17 protein-coding genes and 1 pseudogene are annotated in these 19983 nt (G+C 64.7%); 12 read left to right on the forward strand and 6 right to left on the reverse strand.

Features of this window, described 5'->3' with window-relative positions:
- Window positions 1–131: 131 nt before the first annotated feature.
- The 5 genes from ACE3T8_RS01105 to ACE3T8_RS01125 all read left to right on the forward strand — a co-directional run bounded on the left by ACE3T8_RS01105 (window position 132) and on the right by ACE3T8_RS01125 (window position 7189).
- The gene (locus tag ACE3T8_RS01105; protein WP_374606096.1) at window positions 132–1586 is read left to right on the forward strand and encodes an N-6 DNA methylase; all 1455 of its coding nucleotides are present in this window, start codon (window positions 132–134) and stop codon (window positions 1584–1586) included.
- Window positions 1583–2722 carry a restriction endonuclease subunit S gene (locus ACE3T8_RS01110; protein WP_374606097.1) on the forward strand — a complete coding sequence of 380 codons (1140 nt, stop codon included), beginning with the start codon at window positions 1583–1585 and terminating at the stop codon, window positions 2720–2722. The genes ACE3T8_RS01105 and ACE3T8_RS01110 overlap by 4 nt, the downstream gene beginning before the upstream one ends.
- A complete protein-coding gene (locus tag ACE3T8_RS01115) occupies window positions 2719–4149 on the forward strand; it encodes an ATP-binding protein (protein ID WP_374606098.1) in 1431 nt (476 codons plus the stop codon). The genes ACE3T8_RS01110 and ACE3T8_RS01115 overlap by 4 nt, the downstream gene beginning before the upstream one ends.
- 259 nt (window positions 4150–4408) lie before the next feature.
- On the forward strand, window positions 4409–6751 hold the full coding sequence (hsdR, locus tag ACE3T8_RS01120) for an EcoAI/FtnUII family type I restriction enzme subunit R (protein WP_374606100.1): 2343 nt from the start codon (window positions 4409–4411) through the stop codon (window positions 6749–6751).
- A 156-nt stretch (window positions 6752–6907) separates the two neighbouring features.
- Entirely contained in the window at window positions 6908–7189 is a 282-nt protein-coding gene (locus ACE3T8_RS01125; protein WP_374606102.1) for a hypothetical protein, read from the forward strand.
- Window positions 7190–7192: 3 nt separating this feature from the next.
- Here ACE3T8_RS01125 and ACE3T8_RS01130 read toward each other — a convergent pair whose 3' ends face one another.
- Both ACE3T8_RS01130 and ACE3T8_RS01135 read right to left on the reverse strand, forming a co-directional pair.
- A complete protein-coding gene (locus ACE3T8_RS01130; protein ID WP_374606103.1) occupies window positions 7193–8014 on the reverse strand; it encodes a D-hexose-6-phosphate mutarotase in 822 nt (273 codons plus the stop codon).
- 26 nt (window positions 8015–8040) lie between these two features.
- Window positions 8041–8787: a YkgJ family cysteine cluster protein gene (locus ACE3T8_RS01135; RefSeq protein WP_374606105.1), complete on the reverse strand. Its 747-nt coding sequence runs from the start codon at window positions 8785–8787 to the stop codon at window positions 8041–8043.
- A gap of 66 nt (window positions 8788–8853) precedes the next feature.
- On the opposite strand from ACE3T8_RS01135, the gene ubiE reads away from it, so the two are divergent.
- Genes ubiE through ACE3T8_RS01150 form a run of 3 tightly spaced genes read left to right on the forward strand, consistent with a single transcriptional unit; the run spans window position 8854 to window position 10656 of the window.
- Entirely contained in the window at window positions 8854–9615 is a 762-nt protein-coding gene (gene ubiE, locus ACE3T8_RS01140; RefSeq protein ID WP_374606106.1) for a bifunctional demethylmenaquinone methyltransferase/2-methoxy-6-polyprenyl-1,4-benzoquinol methylase UbiE, read from the forward strand.
- A gap of 1 nt (window position 9616) precedes the next feature.
- Entirely contained in the window at window positions 9617–10468 is an 852-nt protein-coding gene (locus ACE3T8_RS01145; RefSeq protein ID WP_374606107.1) for a GGDEF domain-containing protein, read from the forward strand.
- Complete coding sequence (locus tag ACE3T8_RS01150; protein ID WP_374606108.1) at window positions 10465–10656, forward strand: hypothetical protein; 192 nt, start codon at window positions 10465–10467, stop codon at window positions 10654–10656. The genes ACE3T8_RS01145 and ACE3T8_RS01150 overlap by 4 nt, the downstream gene beginning before the upstream one ends.
- Before the next feature lie 9 nt (window positions 10657–10665).
- Here ACE3T8_RS01150 and ACE3T8_RS01155 read toward each other — a convergent pair whose 3' ends face one another.
- Both ACE3T8_RS01155 and ACE3T8_RS01160 read right to left on the reverse strand, forming a co-directional pair.
- Window positions 10666–11643, reverse strand: a complete 978-nt coding sequence (locus tag ACE3T8_RS01155) for a DUF4349 domain-containing protein (protein WP_374606109.1) — start codon at window positions 11641–11643, stop codon at window positions 10666–10668.
- Between the two features lie 92 nt (window positions 11644–11735).
- Window positions 11736–14015: a DUF5916 domain-containing protein gene (locus tag ACE3T8_RS01160; protein WP_374606111.1), complete on the reverse strand. Its 2280-nt coding sequence runs from the start codon at window positions 14013–14015 to the stop codon at window positions 11736–11738.
- Between the two features lie 254 nt (window positions 14016–14269).
- Here ACE3T8_RS01160 and ACE3T8_RS01165 point away from each other — a divergent pair.
- The 4 genes and pseudogenes from ACE3T8_RS01165 to ACE3T8_RS01180 all read left to right on the forward strand — a co-directional run.
- A pseudogene (locus tag ACE3T8_RS01165) lies at window positions 14270–16261 on the forward strand (M1 family metallopeptidase); the annotation flags it as partial.
- A 95-nt stretch (window positions 16262–16356) separates the two neighbouring features.
- Window positions 16357–17319, forward strand: coding sequence for an alpha/beta fold hydrolase (locus tag ACE3T8_RS01170; RefSeq protein ID WP_374606112.1), 963 nt, complete (start codon window positions 16357–16359; stop codon window positions 17317–17319).
- Between the two features lie 91 nt (window positions 17320–17410).
- The gene (locus ACE3T8_RS01175) at window positions 17411–18133 is read left to right on the forward strand and encodes a hypothetical protein (RefSeq protein ID WP_374606114.1); all 723 of its coding nucleotides are present in this window, start codon (window positions 17411–17413) and stop codon (window positions 18131–18133) included.
- Between the two features lie 149 nt (window positions 18134–18282).
- Entirely contained in the window at window positions 18283–19053 is a 771-nt protein-coding gene (locus tag ACE3T8_RS01180; RefSeq protein ID WP_374606115.1) for a hypothetical protein, read from the forward strand.
- A 52-nt stretch (window positions 19054–19105) separates the two neighbouring features.
- Here ACE3T8_RS01180 and ACE3T8_RS01185 read toward each other — a convergent pair whose 3' ends face one another.
- Together ACE3T8_RS01185 and ACE3T8_RS01190 are read right to left on the reverse strand one after the other, a co-directional pair.
- Entirely contained in the window at window positions 19106–19777 is a 672-nt protein-coding gene (locus ACE3T8_RS01185; RefSeq protein ID WP_374606117.1) for a hypothetical protein, read from the reverse strand.
- Between the two features lie 85 nt (window positions 19778–19862).
- Window positions 19863–19983 (reverse strand): transposase (locus ACE3T8_RS01190; RefSeq protein ID WP_374606131.1); only part of this gene is annotated, 121 nt, incomplete at its 5' end.

Below are 19983 nucleotides of genomic sequence, written 5' to 3' on the forward strand. Positions count from 1 at the left end.
GCGCTGAGTAGTAGATGGTTTGGTATGGCGGGCTCGTAAGTGCTTGTGCTGGCTAGGCAATCCGTGTGGCGGCTTGGCGGCAAACCTGCGCGCGCTTAAAGTCCCGGTTCGCATCGCCAGCCGGATTCCCCGTGTTCGAACAAGCCTTCAGGAACATCGACGACATCCTCCACAAGGATGCCGGCTGCACCAGCGAGCTGGACTACACGGAACAATCGTCGTGGCTGCTGTTCCTCAAGTACCTGGACGCGCTGGAGCGCGACAAGGAACTGGAGGCCAGGCTGGAAGGCCGCAAGTACGACTGGCTGCTGCAGAAGAAGTACCGTTGGGACGTGTGGGCCGCACCGAAGACGAAAGACGGCAAGCTGGACCACAACAAGGCGCTGTCCGGCCCGGATCTGGTGGATTTCGTCGATGACGAACTGTTTCCCTACCTGCAGGGCTTCAAGGTCAAGGCCTCCGGCCCGCAGACGCTGGAATACAAGATCGGCGAGATCTTCGGCGAGCTGACCAACAAGATCCGTTCCGGCTACAACCTGCGTGACGTGATCGAGCGCGTGGACGAACTGCGCTTCGGCACGAGTGCCGAAAAGCATGAGCTGTCGCACCTGTACGAGGTGAAGATCCGCAACATGGGCAATGCCGGGCGCAATGGCGGCGAGTACTACACGCCGCGCCCGTTGATCCGCGCGATGATCCAGGTGCTCGCACCGACCATCGGCGACACGATTTATGACGGCGCCTGCGGCAGCGCCGGCTTCCTGTGCGAGGCGCACGACTACCTGCGCGGCAAGGGCAAGCTGACCACCAAGGACATCAAACTCCTGCAGGAAAAAACCTTCTACGGCAGCGAGAAGAAGGGCTTGGCCTACGTCATTGGTGTGATGAACATGATCCTGCACGGGATCGAGGCACCGAATATCGTCCACGCCAACACCCTGGGCCAGAACCTCAACGACATCCAGCCGAAAGACCAGAAGACCATCGTGCTTGCCAACCCGCCGTTCGGCGGCAAGGAACGCAAGGAAGTCCAGCAGAACTTCCCGATCAAGACCGGGGAAACCGCATTCCTGTTCCTGCAGCACTTCATCCGCATGCTCAAGCCCGGCGGGCGCGCGGCTATCGTCATCAAGAACACGTTCCTGTCCAACACCGACAACGCCAGCACCAGCCTGCGCCACAAGCTGCTGGCGGAGTGCAACCTGCACACGGTGCTGGATTGCCCGTCCGGCACGTTCCAGGGCGCGGGTGTGAAGACGGTGGTGCTGTTCTTCGAGAAGGGCGCGCCCACGCGCAAGACCTGGTACTACCAGCTGGATCCGGGCCGCAGCATGGGCAAGACCAATCCCTTGAACGATGCGGATCTGGCGGAGTTCGTGGCGCTGCAGAAGACGTTTGCGGAGTCGGCGAAAAGCTGGACGGTGGATGCCACGTCCGTCGATCAGACTGCGTTTGATTTGTCGGTGAAGAATCCGAAGGGTGGCGAAGTTGCCGCGCACCGAAGCCCGAAGGAAATCCTCGATGAAATTGCCGCGCTTGATGCGGAGAGCGCGGGGGTGTTGGCGAAGATCAGGACGTTGCTATGACTGCTTTCCCGGTAGCTCCACTCGGAGAGCTATGTGAAGTGCTTGATTCGCGGCGTAAGCCAATTACCAAGCGTGATCGCGAGCCGGGGCCGTATCCATACTTCGGTGCCACAGGTGTCTTGGATCATGTGAGTGGATTCCTGTTCGATGAGCCGCTCGTATTGGTGGGCGAGGATGGTGCGAAATGGGGGGCAGGGGAGAACAGTGCGTTTCCGGTCGATGGGAGGGTTTGGGTCAACAACCATGCTCATGTCCTTCGCCCATCCCGCAGCAAGCTGATCGACCAATGGCTGATCTATTACTTGAACTTCGTCGACTTGAGCGGATTCGTTTCCGGCCTGACCGTTCCGAAGCTCAATCAGGGAAGTTTGCGAGAGATTCCAGTGCCGATACCATCGGTTCCGGAGCAGAAGCGCATCGTTGCCATCCTCGACGAAGCATTTGCGGGCATCGCTACCGCCAAAGCCAATGCGGAGAAGAATCTGCAGATGGCGCGTGCAGTGTTTGAGGGCATGCTCGGAGCATTTTTCGAGGCTGCGGCTGAGTGCTCTCGGATCGATGAGCTGTTCGACGTCGGGTCAAGTAAGCGAGTCCTGAAGTCGGAATGGAAAAGCGAAGGAGTTCCTTTTTACCGAGGCCGAGAAGTCACGCGACTGGCCTTGGAAGGAAGAGTCGATAACGAGTTGTTTATCTCGGAGAACCATTTCGCCGAGTTGGCGGAAAAAAATGGCGTCCCCACTGCGGGCGATATCGTGATCACTGCCATTGGCACGATCGGGAATGCACACATCGTCAGGGAGAGCGACCGCTTCTACTTCAAAGACGCAAGTGTGCTTTGGATGCGGCGAACGTCGGATGTTTCGAGCGAATACGTGAAGTACTGGATCCGATCTGCGGCGTTTCACGATCAGCTTGATCGTGGCAATGGGGCAACTGTGGATACCCTGACGATTGGGAAACTTGAAAGTCTCATGGTTCCATTACGTTCAGGGGGTGCGCAGGAAGTGGTTGTGGCGCAGCTTGCCCGTGTGGAACAGGAGATCGTGAAGCTCGAATCCCTCTACACCCGCAAACTCGCCGCCCTGGACGAACTCAAGCAATCCCTGCTGCAGCGGGCGTTTTCCGGACAGTTATGACGAATCCAATCATCACGCTCGAAATGCTGGGACACTGGCTGGCAACGCCCGCAGAAACGGAACACCTGGAGTTCAAGGAGGCAAAGCAGCAATTCGACAACAGCAAACTGCTCGACTATTGCGTGGCCCTTGGCAATGAAGGCGGTGGTTACTTGGTGCTTGGCGTCAGCAACACCTGCCCGCGTCGGGTGGTCGGAACGCAGGCATTCCTCGTCGAGAAACATCTGAACGAGATCAAGCTTCAAGTGACGAATCGCTTGGGTATTCGCCTGGAGGTAGTTGAACTGGGGCATGCCGATGGCCGCGTTCTGGTTTTTTCGATTCCTGCACGCCCGATTGGCCAGCCGTTGCATATCGATGGCCAGTACTGGATGCGTGCTGGCGAATCCTTGGTGGGCATGACACCGGATCAGTTGCGCAGGATCATGGACGAAGCGAAGCCGGACTGGTCTGAGTGTTCCGCTGCTGCGGAGGTGTCTTCGGATGATGTTGTTGCGTTGCTGGATACGCAGGCGTTCTTCGATCTGCTGCAGCTTCCTTATCCAACAGACCGCACTGGCGTGATCGGGCGTCTGCAGGATATGCAGCTGATATCCCGAGGAAGCTCGGGTTGGAACATCAGCAACATGACGGCACTTTTATTGGCGAAGCGTCTCGACATGATTTCGGACGAGCTTGCACGGAAAGCACCTCGGGTCATCATCTACGACGGCGCCAGCAAGCTGGTGACGAGGGACGAAACCCAGGGACTCAAGGGCTATGCGGTGGGCTTTGAGGGACTGCTGGATCATGTTCATGCGTCCGCACCGCAGAATCGATTCGTTGAGCATGGCCTGCGCGAGGAAACCAAGATGTTCCCGAAGCAGGCATTGCGAGAGTTGATTGCCAACGCCCTCGTGCATCAGGACTTCGACATCACCGGGCGTGGCGTGAAGATCGAGATGTACTCCGACAGGATCGAGATTTCCAACGCCGGTATCCCACCGATCGATCCGGACCGCTTCATCGACGAGGATCGTGCCCGCAACGAGCGTATGGCCGGTTTGATGCGCAAGTTCCGCATTTGCGAACAAAAGGGCAGCGGCATGGACAAGGTGACGCAGCTCGCCGAGGACTACCAGTTGCCTGCGCATGAGGTCATCACCGGAGGCGTCGCGACCACTGTGGTGCTGTACGCCCACCGGGATTTTTCCGACATGGCCAAGTCGGACCGGATCCGCGCGTGTTTTCAGCATTGCGTGCTGCAGTACGTCAACCGAAAGCGCATGACGAATCAGTCACTGAGGGAGCGCTTCGGCTTGTCCGAGGCAATGACAGCAACGGTGTCCCAAGTGATCGGTGCGGCCAAGGAAGCCGGGAAGATCAAGCTGGACGATTCCGAAACCACGTCGACCCGCTATGCGCGATACGTCCCCTATTGGGCGTAGTGGTCTGCTTTAGAGCAAACCCGATCTGAGGCTTCCTGGAAGATATTTCCCATTCCGGAACAATCACTTAAGTGCTTTAAGGCAAAAAGTTAAATCTCAAGCAGCTGGGAGACTTGCAGTGGAGAACCCCAGAAAGCGAAAGGCCCCGGTGAACGCACCGAAGCCCTGACGCCGGCTGGGAACCCCCCAACCCACTTGCCGAGCATCATACCCGCAGGACCTGTAGGGGCGTTGCTATTCTCCCGGTCAGGGGAAACCAATGAACGAAGCAGAGACCCGCGCCGAATACATCGACCCGGCCCTGAAGGCCGCGGGCTGGGGCGTGGTCGAGGGCAGCGCGATCCGCCGCGAGTTCCGCATCACCGAAGGTCGCTTGCAGGGGCACGGTCAGCGCGCCAAGCCGGAGATCGCCGACTACGTGCTGCTCCATCGCAACATCAAGCTGGCGGTGGTCGAGGCCAAGGCCTGGAACGTGGCCTGTGCCGAGGGCGTGATGCAGGCCAAGGCATACGCGGCCAAGCTCGATGTGCGTTTCACCTATGCCGCCAACGGGCAGTCGATCTACGGCATCGACATGGCCAAGGGCAGCGAGGGCGATGTCGGCGCGTTCCCGGGTCCGGAAGAGTTGTGGGCACGCACCTTTGCGACTGCCAACGCCTGGCGCGACCGCTTCGCCGCCATCCCGTTCGAGGACAAGGGCGGCACTTGGCAGGGCCGCTATTACCAGGACATTGCCATCCAGCGGGTGCTGGACGCCATCGCCGACGGGCGCGACCGCATCCTGCTGACCCTGGCCACCGGCACCGGCAAGACCTTCATCGCCTTCCAACTGGCGTGGAAGCTGTACCAGAGCAAGTGGAACCTCACCGACTGGAAGGGCGGAGGCGAACCGACGCGCAGGCCACGCGTCCTGTTCCTGGCGGATCGCAACATCCTGGCGGATCAGGCTTACAACGCGTTCTCGGCATTCGATGAGGATGCGCTGGTGCGGATCGCCCCGGACGAGATCCGCAAGAAGGGGCGCGTGCCGAAGAACGGCAGCGTGTTCTTCACCATCTTCCAGACCTTCATGAGCGGGCCGCCGAAGGATGGCGAGCCATCGCCGCACTTCGGCGACTACCCGCCGGACTTCTTCGATTTCATCGTGATCGACGAATGCCATCGCGGTGGTGCCACGGACGAAAGCAGCTGGCGCGAGATCCTGGAATATTTCTCGCCCGCGGTGCAGTTGGGCCTGACCGCCACGCCAAAGCGCACCATCAATGCCGACACCTACGGATACTTCGGCGAGCCGGTGTATTCCTATTCGCTGAAGGAAGGCATCAACGACGGCTTCCTCACGCCATTCCGGGTCAAGCAGTTCGCCACCACCATCGACGACTACACCTACACGCCGGACGACGCGGTGGTGGAAGGCGAAGTGGTGCCGGGAAAACGCTATACCGAGAGCGATTTCAATCGCGTCATCGTGATTCCTGAGCGCGAGGCGTTCCGCGTGCGCGAATGGATGAAGCAGGTCGACCCTCGCGAGAAAACCCTGGTGTTCTGTGCCACTCAGGAACACGCGGCGCAGGTGCGCGACCTGATCAACCAGAACAAGACCAATACCGATCCACTGTATTGCGTGCGGGTAACTGCGAACGATGGGCCGAAGGGCGAGGAATACCTGCGCGACTTCCAGGACAACGAGAAGACCATCCCCACGGTGTTGACCACCTCGCAGAAGCTCTCCACCGGCGTGGACGCGCGCAACGTGCGCAACATCGTGCTGATGCGGTCGGTGAACTCGATGATCGAGTTCAAGCAGATCATCGGCCGCGGCACCCGCCTGTACGACGGCAAGGACTACTTCACGATCTACGATTTCGTGAAGGCCTACTTGCACTTCAGCGACGCCGAATGGGATGGCGAGCCGGTGGAACCAGAGCCGCGCACGGCGAACCTGCAGGCAACGGATGAGCAAGGACCTTCGGCGTCGATTGCGTCCGATCCGGTGGAGCCGCGCCCCGCGAAGATCAAGGTGAAGCTGGCCGACGGCAAGGAACGCCAACTCCAGAGCATGGTCGCCACCACCTTCTGGAGCGCGGACGGCAGGCCGATGTCCGCCGCGCAGTTCCTGGAAAGCCTGTTCGGCGCGTTGCCCGAGTTCTTCCGCGACGAAGACCAGTTGCGCGAACTCTGGAGCAACCCTGAAACCCGCGGAAAACTCCTGGAAGGCCTTGCCGGCAAAGGCTTCGGTCGCGAGGCGCTGGGCGAGATGCAGAAAGCCATCGAAGCCGAAGACAGCGATCTGTTCGACGTGCTCGCTTATGTTGCCTACACGCGGGCGCCGATCAAGCGCAGCGAGCGCGCCGTGCGTGCCAAGGCGGGCATCAACAGCACCTACAAGAGCAACCGGCACCTGGCCTTCGTCGAGTTCGTGCTGGATCACTACGTCGAGCAAGGCGTGGAAGAGCTCGACATGGATAAGCTCACGCCGTTGCTGCGACTGAAGTACCACGCCATTGCGGATGCGGCCGCCGATCTGGGTACGCCGGAACAGATCAGGCAGACGTTCGTGGGGTTCCAGAAATACCTATATCTGCCAGTCAATCCGGGCTGATGGGTTGGGTGAGGCGGTGTATCCATGAGATTCGAGATTTGATCGTCACCTGTCAGCGCATCGGCCGCATGCTCTATGTAGTCCACATCGAATTCGACGGCGAATGCATCCGCATCATCTCCGCCCGCCATGCCGAACCCCGCGAGGAGGCCCTCTATGCTCAATGACACCCTGAAGAAGCGCCTGGCCAAGGATCGGCCGGTGACCAGCATCACCCTGCGCATCCCGGTGGATGTGGTGGACAGCCTGAAGGCGATCGCGCCGCACAAGGGATTCAGCGGCTACCAGACCCTGCTCAAGTCCTACATCAGCGAAGGCCTGCGCCGGGACGAGGCGATCCATGCGGACGATCTTGTCGAGCGCCTGACGCAAGCACTCAAGAAGCGCGGTGTGTCGGACAAGGTGTTGGGCGATGCGTTGCGCGAGATGGCAGCCTGAGCCTCACCCCAACCGCTGCAAACCCGTCCAGCGTTCGCCCGGCCCCAGCACCACCGGCTGCATCACCTGGGCGGCTTCCACGCAAACGAATCGCCGCCAGTCGTCCGGCGCCAAGTCGGCGATGCGGGCGCACAGCGACGCGCCGGGATTCCACGCCACCACGTCGCCGAAGCCATCCTGTTCGATCGCCATGGTGTCGTTGCCATCGACCAGCATGAGCGGTGCGACCACATCGTTGTAGATGCGGTCGACTTCGCCTTCGAAGACGACCTCGTAATTGTGTTCGCGATGCAGGGTGCCGCCGTTGGCGCTGTCCTCGAAGTCGCAGCCTTGCAGGCCTTCCACTGCGGCGTGCGCGATGTCGTCCACGCGCAGGTAGGTGTGCAGCGCGGCGGTAAAGGCGAAGGCGTGCTCGCCGGTGTTCTCGATCTCCAGCGCGACGGTCAGCCGGGTGGCCTCCAGCGCGACGCGCAGGCGCGCGACGAACGGATGCGGCCAGGCCGGCTCGCGGCTGCCGTCGCCGTCCAGTGCGAACACCGTGGTATCGCCTTCGATGCCGGCGAACGTCCATGGCGTCGTGCGTGCGAAGCCGTGCTTCGGCAGCAGGCCGCGGTCCGAAAACTGCGGGAAGATCACCGGGATGCCGCCGCGGATGGCGGTGCGGCCATCGAGCATCGCGCGTTCCGACAGGAACAGGCGCTCGCGGCCATCCGCGGGGATCCACGACAGGACGTGTGCGCCATGCAGGGCGACCAGCGCCGTCGCGCCGTAGGAGTCGATGCGGATGCAGGGCGTGTCGCGGAACGTGCTGGCGTCGGCATGCATACAGGAAGTGTCGCATGCGCCGTGGGTCAGTCCGATGCGAGCGCCCGTAGCCAGTGCCGGAACACCGGTTCTGCATCGACGCGCTGCCGCAATGCCTCGCGATGCGCGCGCGCATGTTCCAGCGCAAGGGTCAGCGGCACGGTGTGCTGTGGCGTGGCCATCGCCTGCGAGGCCGCCGACAGCATCGCGGTGGCGGCCTGCACTGGCATCGGCACCACCTCGACCGGATTCGCGAACGGATCGGCGCACAACGCCGGATCCGAGGTCACCAGGTATTGCCGGCACACGAATGGCCGCTGAGGATGGATGCTGCAGGCATCGTCCTGCAGGAAGGGACACACCAATCCCAGCGCGAAGTAGTCGCGGGCAAGCGTGCGTGCGCCGTCGGCATCCAGCGCGGGATCGCGATGCAGGAACCCATCGGCCAGGCCGGCATCGCGCAGGCGGGCGACGCGGTCGGCGAAGCGCGCTTCGACCTCGCGCCGGCGGGGCGTCGGCATCGCCTCGACCAGCAGGAGCAGGGCATGCGCCTCGGGCGGGGTGACCGGCACCGGTTGCGCGCGGCAGCAGGCGGAGCACCCCTTGGCGCAAGTGACCTGCTTGCCGGCGGCTTCGGCCTTGCGGATCGCGTGGCCGATGGCGGCGTTGTCGATTGCCTGCATCGCCGGCAGCAGCTCGTCCAGGCGACCGCGGGCCGGGGGTTGAGGGGCAGAGACGGGCAGCGGGTCGCCGTCGATGCGCAGGACCAGTTCGATGCGGCGGGCGGCAGGCATGCCCGGATGGTACGTGCTGGCGGGGCCGGGGCGGCCAGCCCGCGCTACCGGTGCGATAATCCCGCCATGAGCGAATCCAGCGAACAGGCAGGCACCACCCACTTCGGTTTCCGCGACGTGCCGGTGGGCGAGAAACAGAAGCTGGTCGGCGAGGTGTTCTCGTCGGTCGCGGCCAAGTACGACCTGATGAACGACGCCATGAGCCTGGGCATCCACCGGGTGTGGAAGCGCTGGTTCGTGGCGACCGCGCAGGTGCGCAAGGGCGACCGCGTGCTCGACCTGGCCGGCGGCACCGGCGACATTGCCGCGCTGCTGAAGGATCGCGTCGGGCCCGATGGCGAACTGGTGCTCGGCGACATCAATGGCGAGATGCTCCGCGTCGGCCGCGATCGCATGACTGACCGCGGCAACGTGCGCGGCTTCGAGTACGTGCAATGCAACGCACAGGCGCTGCCATTCCCGGATGCGAGTTTCGACCTGGTGACGATCGCGTTCGGCCTGCGCAACGTCACCGACAAGGACATGGCCCTGCGCGAGATGCTGCGCGTGCTGCGGCCCGGCGGCCAGGCGCGGGTGCTGGAGTTCTCCGAGGTGCAGGCCGACTGGTTCAAGCCGATCTACGACTTCCACAGCTTCAAGGTGCTGCCGAAGCTGGGCAAGTTGTTCGCCGGCGACGCCGACAGCTACCAGTACCTGGCCGAGTCGATCCGCAAGCATCCGCCGCAGGAACAGCTGAAGGCGATGATGGAAGCAGCGGGCTTCGCCCGATGCGAATACAGGAACCTCACCGGCGGCATCGTCGCCGCGCACACCGGCTACCGGATCTGACATGAAGCTCTACGCGGCGATGAGCCGGTTGTTCCGCCGCTCGTATGCGCTGAAGCTGTTCGCGGTCGCCTTCGTGGGCACGCACATCCCGCTGCTGGCCCTGCTGGGCTGGAGCCTGTGGCGCGGTTGGGACAGCGATCCGCTGCTGGTGCAGGTCGCGATGCTCTGCCTCGCCGCAACCCTGGCCGGCACCGCGTTGACGTTGTACCTGCTGCATGGCCTGCTGGCGCCGGTACGCGCTTCCGCGGCGGCGCTGGATGCGTTCGACACCCACGCGGTGCTGCCGCAACTGCCCGAGGATGGCCACGACGATGCCGGCCTGCTGATGCGCGGGCTCAACCGCAGCCTGCGCCGCATCGACGACGGCATCCGTGAACTCGAGTGGATCGCGCGGCACGATGCGCTCACCGGCGCGCTGAACCGGCACGGCGGCAACGTGCAACTGACTGCGTCGATCGCGGCCCTGGCCGAGGGTGCGGCCTTCACCGTTGCGGTGCTGGACATGGACGCGCTCAAGCAGATCAACGACCAGCATGGCCACGATGCCGGCGACCGTGCGCTGGTCAGGATCGTGCAGGAGCTGAAACCGCTGCTTGGCCCGAAGGACTGGATCTGCCGGCAGGGCGGCGACGAATTCCTGGTGGGCCTGCATGACGATGTGCAGGCGCTGGAAGGCCGGCTGGCCGAGTGGGCTGCCGCGCTGGTCGCCTCCGATCCGCTGCTGCGCCTGAGCATCGGCCTGGCCGGCTACGTGCCCGGCGAGCACGCGCATGCGCTATGCCGGCGCGCCGACACGGCGATGTACCGCGCCAAGCGCAGCGGCGCTGGCATTTCCATGGAGCTCCCCGCATGACCGAGCAGAAACCCCTGCGCAGTTTCCGCGAAAGCCCGTGGCGTTATTCGCAGTTCGTGGTGCTGGGCCTGATCGTGGCGGGACTGGTGAAGTGGCTCAGCCCGTTCGGATGGCTGCCGTCGCTGGCGGTGGGCGCGGTGGTTGGTGTCGGCTATCTCTTGTTGGAGAAGAAGCGCGGGGTGATCTGAGCGCCGCCGTCATCCCCGCGGTCGGCGCAGAAGCCGCCACACCCAGGCGCCCGCACCCAGCACCAGCCACAACGGCCACGCGTGCAGCAGGGCGAGCAACACGTCCAGCAACCCATACCAGCCTGCGCGCAACGCGCTTCCCAGGCGATCGAAGAAACCGGGGCCGTTCTGCGCGAATACCGCTTCGGTATCGACCAGCTCGGTCTGGCGAATGCGCGGCGCCTGATGCAGGGACAGCTCGATGGTGCTGAACGCCACGCGATCCTCGAACGCCTTCTGCGCGAGTAACGCTTCATCGCGAGCCGTCGCCGCGTCACTGCGTGCGGCGATCGCATCCGCCTTCTGTCCCAACTTGCCGCCGCCTTCGATCGCGGTGCCGATGTCCTGCTGCGCGTCCTGGTTGCGGCGCCAGGCGAGTTGCTGGCGCAGCAGGTCGAACTGCGCATCGCGTGCCTCGAAGCTGCGGGCGTCGAGGAATTCCATCTGGCTCACGATCGCGCGCAGGAAGGGCTGGGTGCGCTCGCTGGGCACGCGCACCACGAGGGTGCCGCGCACGGTGTATTCGGCCAGTTCCAGCAGCTTGCCGTCGCCGCGCGGCCGACGTTGCACGGAACCGACCTGGGTGCTGGCATCGTTCTGGACCACGAAGCCGCCCTGCGCGGCGACCGCGTCTTCGATGGCCAGGGCGGAACGGTACACGTCCTTGACCTGGAACTCGGCACGCGCGGTGCGGATGAACTTGCGTTGCGCGTCGTTGTAGGTGGCGGCGCTCGATGCGAGTTGCGTTTCGGTCGGCGCGGCGCCTGCGACGGCGGCCGCGTCCTGCGCCGGGGCCGACGGTTGCCTGGCGATATCGGCCGTCGCGGACTCCGCTGCCGGCGCGCCGGCGAACGCTTCCGCATCGGCCGCAGACTCCTGTCTGGCGCAGCCTGCAGCGAGGCCGGTCAGCAAGCAGCCGGCAATGGCCAGGCCGTGTAATGGGCGCATGCGCATGACAATCCTCGGTCCGTGATGAAAGTGGCACGCCGGCAGGGTCGGCCGGCGGCCATGCTAACAACGCGGAAGCGGATCGAACGGGGTTACGGCTGCCAGCCGTAGCTCAACTTCAGGAACACGCTGCGGGTGCTGCCGAACAGCTCCAGGTTGTCGTCGTCCATGAACGCGCCATACGACGCGCCGGCGTACAGCGCGGTGCGCGGGTTGACCTTGTACGAATAAACGACTTGGCCGGCCCAGTCGCGCGCGGTCTCGTTGATCGTGGTCGCATACAGCGACTGGTCGCGCAGGACCTGGCTGCCCTGCAAGGTCAGGCGCAGGCGCTGTTGCGGGGTGAACTGCCAGCCCAGGCGCAGGTCGGCCACGCTGGCGTCGAAGGCCACGCCGCCGTCCCGGTGCAGGCGCTGGCGGCTGGCTTCCCACTCCACGTTGACGCCGCGGCCGATCGCGGTATTGCCCCAGGTGCCGATCATCTCGCGGCGGCCGGTGCGTTCGGCGATCAGGTCGAGCTGGCGGCCGAAGTTCATGTAGGTGCCCAGTTGCAGGCGCCCGTTCGGGCGGAAGTTGCCCCACAGGTTGATGTTGTGTTCGTCGAACAACCGGCCGCGCCAGAAGCGCTCGCGCATCAGCGGGGCGATGCCGAAGTTGCTCTGCTTCGCGCCCTGGAAGCCCAGCTGGAATTCCAGTTCGCGTTCCAGCAACTGGCCGTCGAAGCGGTGGGTGATGTCGTAGTCGCCGTACAGGAAGAAACGGTGGATCGACTTGCCATCGCGGTACCAGGTGCGCTGGCCGCCGATCAGCGACCTGTCCACGCCCACCTGGCCGACATATCCGAGGTCGGCGCGGAAACCGGGGTCGATCTCGACGTGGTTGATATCGAAGTTCCAGTTGCGGTTGCTGAAGGCGTAGCCAGCGCGCCAGGCGTTGCCGGTCGGGGTGGCATCGGAGAAATCGAGGTCGGTTTTCCGATTGCCGACGACGCGGTCGATGAAGTCCGCGGAATACTCGGACTGACTGTGCAGGAACTGTGCGGTCGCGGTATGCGCGCCCTTGCGCCAGCGACCGTCCACGCCGACCAGATCGTTGCCGTAGTCGTCGCCGTGGCGGAACGTGCCGATGGCGCCGATGCTGAGTTGATCGTTGAAGTCGTGGCGATAGCGACCCACGGCCACGTTCGCCTTCTGGTCAATCTCCTCGAAGCCCGAACGAAGCACGCCGGGCACCAGGACCAGGGTCGTGGCATCGCGCGCGACCAGTGCGCCATAGGCACCATTGCCGGTGCGTCCGGTCACGCGCAGGCCGAAGTCGGGATCGGCGATCTGGCGGGTGTAAAGCACGTCGAACTGGGTGGTGAAGTAGTCCGCGCCTTCCAGGAAGAACGGCCGCTTCTCCTGGTAGAACAGGGCGAAGCTGCTGTTGAAGTCGAGCTGCAGCTGGTCGGTCTCGACCTGCGAGAAATCCGGGTTCAAGGTGGCATTCAAGGTCATCGCCGGTGACGGCGACCAGCTCACGTCCACGCCGGGCTCGATGCTGGTGTCGGTTCCGCCCCACTTCGTGCCGACGGCGGGGCGCGACTGGGTGGTGCCCATGGTCAGCGTTGGGACGACTTCGAGGTTGCGGCCCTGCTTCACCCCGGCGATGCCGGTGTACTTGCCCCACTCGCACTGGAAGCAGTTGGAATCGCGCGGGACCTTGTGGCTGGTCATCTGGAAGCGCTTGTCGCGCGGCCAGGTGCGGATCAGGGACACGCCCCAGGTCTGGTCCTGCCCGCCGGTCGGGAAGCGCAGGGTGGAGAACGGGATGCGGATCTCGACGTCGTAGCCTTCGGCGGTGAGCTGGCCGGCGCTGGTCCACAGGCCGTCCCAGCTGGCGTCTTCCTGGTTGTTGGTATTGGTCTCGTCGCGGATCAGGTCGCCCTGCACGCCCAACGGATTGACCACCAGTTCGTAGCCGCGGCGGTTGTCGTTGAAGGTGTCCAGGAACACGCCGACCCAGTCGTCGTTGAACATCGCATCGCGGTCGCGCAGGTTGGCGCGCACCGAGGACGGGTCGGGATCCATCGCCTTGAACGAGACGTACAGCGCGTCGTCGGTGTAGCCGATGCGCACCCGGGTCTTGGCCTGCGCCGGCGTGTTGTCGCCCGGGCTGATCTCGTAGTCGATCGACTGCTCCAGCGCACCGGCCCACCCGGCATCGTCCAGCTTGCCGTCGATCGTGATGTCGCCCTGCAGGCGCGGGATCGCACCCGCGGGGATGCGGGAGGTGGTCGGCGTGGCCGGGGCCGCGTCCTGTGCCTGCGCGAACGGCGCGCACAGCAGCAGGGCGATGGTCAGTGCGCGGGGCTTCGGTGCGAACAGGTTCAAGCGGCTCTCTCCATGAGTCGTGCGGTCGAGTGGTGCAATGGGGGGATGGATGCAGGCGGATGCGATCCGGTTGCCATGACCAATGGCAGGGTGTGCATGCAACAAGGCGCCTGCGCCGCGCCTGCCGTTAACGATGCCGATGCGCAGGCCCGTGGATGCAGTGCTGCAGGTGAGCCTGACCGATGGCAGGGGCGGTGGCGGCGGGCTCACGCCGGCGGCGCTAAACTCGCCACTTTCCGTTCAAGGCCTTCCCCATGCGCCCATCGAACCTGAGCCGGCTCGTCCTGAGCCTGTCCATCGCCGCCGCCCTCGGCCTGCCTGCCGCCGGCTGCACGAAAAGCCCGGCACCTGCCGCGGCTGCCACCGACGCGAAGCCCGCTGCCGCCGTGGAGAAGGTCGTGGACGAACATTCCTATGCCGAGCCGGCCAAGGTGCGCACCACCGACCTGGCGCTGGACCTGGCGATCGACTTCGCCAAGAAGACCATCAGCGGCACCGCGACGTACTCGCTGGACTGGGTCGACAAGTCCGCGACGCAACTGGCGTTGGACAGCCGCGACATCAGCATCCAGAAGGCCGAGGGATTAGGCGCCGACGGCAAGTGGACGGACCTCAAGTTCGCGCTGGGCGGCAAGGATCCGATCCTGGGCAGCAAGCTGACCATCGAGACCCCGACGCGCCCGTCCAAGGTGCGCGTGACCTACGCGACTTCGCCCGAGGCCTCCGGCCTGCAGTGGCTGGAACCGTCGATGACCGAGGGCAAGAAGACGCCCTTCATGTTCAGCCAGTCGCAGCAGATCCACGCGCGTTCGTGGGTGCCGCTGCAGGACACGCCGCAGATCCGCTTCACCTACACCGCCAACGTCAAGGCACCGGCCGACGCGATGGTGCTGATGAGCGCGGACAACGATCCGGCCGCGGTGCGCGATGGCGACTACAGCTTCAAGATGCCGCAGAAGATCCCGTCCTACCTGCTGGCGATCGCCGCCGGCGACCTGGTGTTCAAGCCGCTCGGCGCGCGCAGCGGCGTGTGGGCGGAGCCGGCGATGGTGGACAAGGCGGTGGCCGAGTTCGTCGATACCGAAAAGATGATCGACACCGCGGAGAAGCTGTACGGCCCGTATCGCTGGGGCCGCTACGACCTGCTGGTGCTGCCGCCCTCGTTCCCGTACGGCGGCATGGAGAATCCGCGCCTGACCTTCGCCACGCCGACGGTGATCGTCGGCGACAAGTCGCTGGTCTCGCTGATCGCGCATGAATTGGCGCACAGCTGGTCGGGCAACCTGGTCACCTTCGCCACCGACAAGGACGCGTGGCTCAACGAAGGCACGACGACCTATGTGCAGTCGCGCATCACCGAGTCGCTGTACGGCCGCGACATGGCGGCGATGGAAGAGGTGATCGACCGCAACGAGCTCAAGGATGAATTCAAGGAGCTCGACCCCAAGCTGCAGCGCCTGTCGCTGAAGCCCGGCGACCTGGCCGATCCCGACAATTCCTCCAGCGCCACCGTGTACACCAAGGGCGCCTGGTTCCTGCAGTTCCTGGAGCAGCGTTACGGCCGCGCCGTGTTCGATCCGTGGCTGAAGGGCTACTTCGACCACTTCGCGTTCCAGAGCATCACCACCGCGCAGTTCCGCGACTACCTCAAGACGAATCTTGTCGACAAGAATCCGAACGTGGTGACGATGACCGAAGTCGATGCGTGGCTGTTCGAGCCCGGCATCCCGGCCAACGCGCCGGTGGTCGAATCCGGCAAGTTCAGCACGGTCAATGCGGCGCGCATCGCCTGGCAGGGCAGCAACAACCTGCCCAACCCGGTCGTCACCGACGCGTGGACCACCCAGGAATGGGTGCACTTCCTCGAAGGCATGCCGGACACGCTCAAGCCTGAACAACTGGCGCAGCTCGATACCGCCTACAAGTTCACCGGCACGCCGAATGGCGAGATCGCGATGCGCTGGTATCCGCTGGCCGAGCGCAGCGGCTATGCCGCGGCACGCGTGGAGATGGGCAAGTTCGTGGAGCGTGTGGGCCGGCGCAAGTTGATCATGCCGGTGTACAAGGCATTGGTCGCCACGGCGGACGGCCTGGCCTTCGCCGAGCAGTCCTTCGCCCGCGCCAAGCCCGGCTACCACCCGATCACCACCGGTTCGGTCGAAGGCGTGATCGCCGAGGCCAAGGACAAGGCCGCCTCCACCGCGGTGCCGTTCCAGCCGGGCGCCCCGGCAACACCCGCCACGCCCGCCAACGGTGCGCCGACCTCGGCCAAGGTGCCTGACGAATTGCACCCAGTCGATCCGGCGCCGCAGACGCCGCCGGAGAGTTGAGTGGCGCTGCGGTGACGCGGTTCAAGCGTTTCGCCGCGCTCGCCGTGCTGGGCATCGCCGCGTCCAGCATGGTCGCGGCGTTCGTGTTGTGGCGCGATCCGTTCCTGCTGGTGCGCGGCGAGTTCGCGCGCCAGCGGGTCGCGGCCGGATTGTCGCGGGGTAGCGTGGAGGTCGCGGGGCATCGCTGGTCGTACGCCGTTCGCGAGGCCGACGATCCGAGCGCACCGACCGTGGTGATGCTCCACGGCTTCACCGGCAGCAAGGAAAACTGGTACCCGCTGGCCGCCGCACTGGGCGCGCGCTATCGCCTGCTGATCCCGGATCTTCCCGGTTGGGGCGAGAGCGAACGCAAGCCGGGCACGGTCTACGGTTTCACCCAGCAGGCCGCGAACGTGGATGCGTTCGTGCGCGCGTTGTCGCCGGGCAAGCCGGTGGTGCTGCTCGGCCATTCGATGGGTGGCGGCATCGCCGCGCTCGCCGCGGCGCGCTATCCGCAGGACATCGGGAAAGTCGGCTTGCTCGATGCCGCCGGCGTGCGCTTCAAGGACAACGCATTCGGACTGGACGTGCTGGCCGGCAGGAACCCGTTCGCGGTCGAGGACGATGCCTCGCTGCAGCGCTACATCGACATCGTCTTCCATGACGCCAGGGCCAAGCCGTGGCTGCCGTGGCCGGCCTCGACCGCGTTGATCCGCAAGCGTCGCGCCGACGCCGACTTCGAACAGGCCGTGCTGGCCCGCATCGGCCGCAGCGAGGAAAGCCTGCTGCCCGGCGAGGGAGCCGTACGCATCCGCCAGCCGGCGCTGCTCTTGTGGTGCAGGCAGGACGCGGTGATCGATGCCAGCGCATTGGAGCTCTACGCGCAACGCATCCCGCAGGCGCGCAAGGTCTTGCTGGATGGCTGCGGCCACATGTCGCTGATGGAGCGACCTGCGGAGGTCGCCGACGCGGTGGTGGCGCTGGTCGATCGCTGACGGCGTCGCGCGGCGATGGGCGTGCTTGTACGATCGGCGTCGGCTGGCGAATCTCCTTCGCCCACGACGACAACGCAAACGGAGTTGCCTCATGAAGACCGCATCGCTCGCCATCGCTACCGTCTTGCTGCTCGGCGCGTGCAAGGGCGAGGATCCGCAGGCCGCGGCGCAAGCGGCCGCCGCCCAGGCCGCGGCGAAGGAGCAGGCCGCCGAGGCGATGGCGAAACAGTTCGACGACGCGGTGACCGCGCAGAACTGGACCCTGGCCAAGGCGCACGGCGAGATCCTGCAGGTCGAGCATCCCACCAGCGCCGCCGCCGAGCGGGTCAAGCCGAAGCTCGACGAGATCAAGGCCAAGGCCGAGGCGACCCAGCAGGAAGCCCGGCTGGCCTCGCTCTGGGCCTATGGCGACGAGCCCGTCGGCAAGAACGGCCACCAGCTCTCGGCGGCGATCTATTCGCAGGAACCGGTGGATACCGACGGCAGCGGCGCCCAGCCGGTGCGGTTGATCTTCCGCGACCACCCCGAATGGGGCCGCAGCAGCTACCTCGTCCTCGAAGCAGGCGACTTCGATTGCTACGCGGGCTGCCAGCTGAAGGTCACCGTGGATGGCAAGGTCCACACGTTGCCGGGCTCGCGGCCGAAGACCGACGACGCCATCGCGATGTTCGTCGAGGACTGGAAGGCCCTGTGGAAGCTCGCCAAGTCCGGCAAGCAGCTGTCGATCGAGTTCCCCACCAAGACCGTCGGCAAGCGCACCGCCGAGTTCGAGGTCGGCGGGCTGGATCCGTCGAAGCTGCCGAAGTGGAATTGAGCGGCACTCCTCGCGTATTGCGCTGGGGAGCATTGGCGCTTGCGCTGCTCGCCAGCCAGCAGGCCGCTGCCTGCGTCAATTCATTCGGCACGGACAGGAACGGCCATCGCTTCGATTCGCTCGACTACACCGGCGACGATCTCGCCTCGATGCTGACCAACGGCGCTTCGCGCAGCTATTGGGTGAGGGAGGCGGATCGATACAGGGACCAGGCGATCGAGGCCCCGTCCTATGAGAACGCGACCAACTATGGCGTGTCCCTGCGCTACGGAGGGCACATCGCGCCTGCGATGCGTTTGTTCCTGCGGCTCGAGCAGTTGTATCCCGGCAAGCCACAGACGGCGGCCAACCTGGGGACGGCGCTTGAGCTAGCGGGTCAGGATGCGGTGGCGCTGAAATGGATCCGGATCGGCATGCGTCGTGATGCCGGGGAACACCGCGGCACCGAATGGCTGCACGGCCGCATCCTGGAGGCAAAGCTCGCCGACGCCAGTAGCAAGTGGGATCGCACGCGTTCGATCGCCGGCATCACGTTTACGGATGCCTTCATCCCCGCGCTTCCGCGGGCGATGCCCGCGGGCAACGACGGCAAGCCGGTTGCCCCGAATGAACTCGACCGCGCCTTCCGCTACCAATTGGCCGAACGGATGCAATTCGTGAAACCGAAGGACTGGGTGGTCGCGAACCTACTGTCGGACTGGGCCACCCTCAACCTGGCGGGCGGTCCGATCGAGAATGCCAAGGTGCTGCACGGCCTGGCGCTGCGCTATGGCGAACCGCAGACCTTGCAGTGGGCGCGTCGCACCGCGCACGTCGACCGAGTGTTGTCGAAGGCGAGGGATGCGCGGGACGGCGAGGCCGATTGCGCGATCTGCGAACGGCCACCCCGACCTCCCCCACCACCGCCAGAACGCGCGTGATCATCGCCATGGTCATAGGCGGGCTGGATCCCACGAAGTTGCCGAAGTGGAACTAGTCCAAGGCCTGTTGTTCGGCTTGGTCCTGTTTCCCGCATTCCTGCTGCAGGTAGCGGCCAAGCGACTCCCGGGTCACGCTTTGCTTGAACTGCATGCTCGGCGACGCATTGGCCAGCATCCGGACTTCGCCGCAGGAGGCGCGGCGCGATAGTGCTGCGAGTCGTGCGCCCAACGCACGGTCCTGCATCGCAAAACGTCCGGGTTGTTCGGCGACATCGAGGATGACCCGGCGTTGCAACCGCAGCGGGTCGTGCGGCAACGGCATGGTGTCGATGGAGCGTCGCTCGGGCACGTCGGCTGTCAGCGGCCAGCGATCATCCGCGACACGCGGAACCTCATGCGAAACATTGGTGTCCGCTGCGCGCAGCTGTGGCGATTTGCGTGCGATGGTGCGTGCCTGCAAGGCATGCGAGGACCTTGCCACGCGAGTGGCTTGTGCTGGTTCGATCGCGGGCTTGTGCGTTCGTTCGATCCAGCGAATCTCGATCGAGCCGGTGGCATCGTCCGAAGCCGACGGTTTGCGAGCCATGGCATTCGCGAGCAGCGCCAGCACCGCGACATTGAGCAGGACTGCGACGGCGGCCGCGGCGTTGTTTTCGTGGCGCTCCGATGGCGCTGCCGCAGCAGCGCGGCCACGCGTCCCGCGGGCGACATGGAACTCCGGCATGTGGATCCGCGGCGGTGGCGACCCGCAGCTTGACCGCGTCTACCGCCGCGAGTTCAACCGATCCGGGTTACTAAAAAAAGGTTCTTCACCCAAGTCCGGGGAAGGCAGCCCGGATCTTGAGGAAGAAGTAGGCGTCGTCGCGGAAGCCGTAGGCCATGCGCTTGATGACCTTGATCTTGTTGTTGATGCCTTCGACCAGGTTGGTG

Source organism: Thermomonas sp., from assembly GCF_041919455.1.
GTDB lineage: Bacteria > Pseudomonadota > Gammaproteobacteria > Xanthomonadales > Xanthomonadaceae > Thermomonas.

Coding starts and splice junctions, on each gene's coding strand:
- ACE3T8_RS01110 (WP_374606097.1), top strand. CDS start 1,583: ATGACTGCTTTCCCGGTAGCTCCACTCGGAGAGCTATGTGAAGTGCTT.
- ACE3T8_RS01115 (WP_374606098.1), top strand. CDS start 2,719: ATGACGAATCCAATCATCACGCTCGAAATGCTGGGACACTGGCTGGCA.
- hsdR (WP_374606100.1), top strand. CDS start 4,409: ATGAACGAAGCAGAGACCCGCGCCGAATACATCGACCCGGCCCTGAAG.
- ACE3T8_RS01125 (WP_374606102.1), top strand. CDS start 6,908: ATGCTCAATGACACCCTGAAGAAGCGCCTGGCCAAGGATCGGCCGGTG.
- ACE3T8_RS01130 (WP_374606103.1), bottom strand. CDS start 8,014: ATGCATGCCGACGCCAGCACGTTCCGCGACACGCCCTGCATCCGCATC.
- ACE3T8_RS01135 (WP_374606105.1), bottom strand. CDS start 8,787: ATGCCTGCCGCCCGCCGCATCGAACTGGTCCTGCGCATCGACGGCGAC.
- ubiE (WP_374606106.1), top strand. CDS start 8,854: ATGAGCGAATCCAGCGAACAGGCAGGCACCACCCACTTCGGTTTCCGC.
- ACE3T8_RS01145 (WP_374606107.1), top strand. CDS start 9,617: ATGAAGCTCTACGCGGCGATGAGCCGGTTGTTCCGCCGCTCGTATGCG.
- ACE3T8_RS01150 (WP_374606108.1), top strand. CDS start 10,465: ATGACCGAGCAGAAACCCCTGCGCAGTTTCCGCGAAAGCCCGTGGCGT.
- ACE3T8_RS01155 (WP_374606109.1), bottom strand. CDS start 11,643: ATGCGCCCATTACACGGCCTGGCCATTGCCGGCTGCTTGCTGACCGGC.
- ACE3T8_RS01175 (WP_374606114.1), top strand. CDS start 17,411: ATGAAGACCGCATCGCTCGCCATCGCTACCGTCTTGCTGCTCGGCGCG.
- ACE3T8_RS01180 (WP_374606115.1), top strand. CDS start 18,283: ATGCTGACCAACGGCGCTTCGCGCAGCTATTGGGTGAGGGAGGCGGAT.
- ACE3T8_RS01185 (WP_374606117.1), bottom strand. CDS start 19,777: ATGCCGGAGTTCCATGTCGCCCGCGGGACGCGTGGCCGCGCTGCTGCG.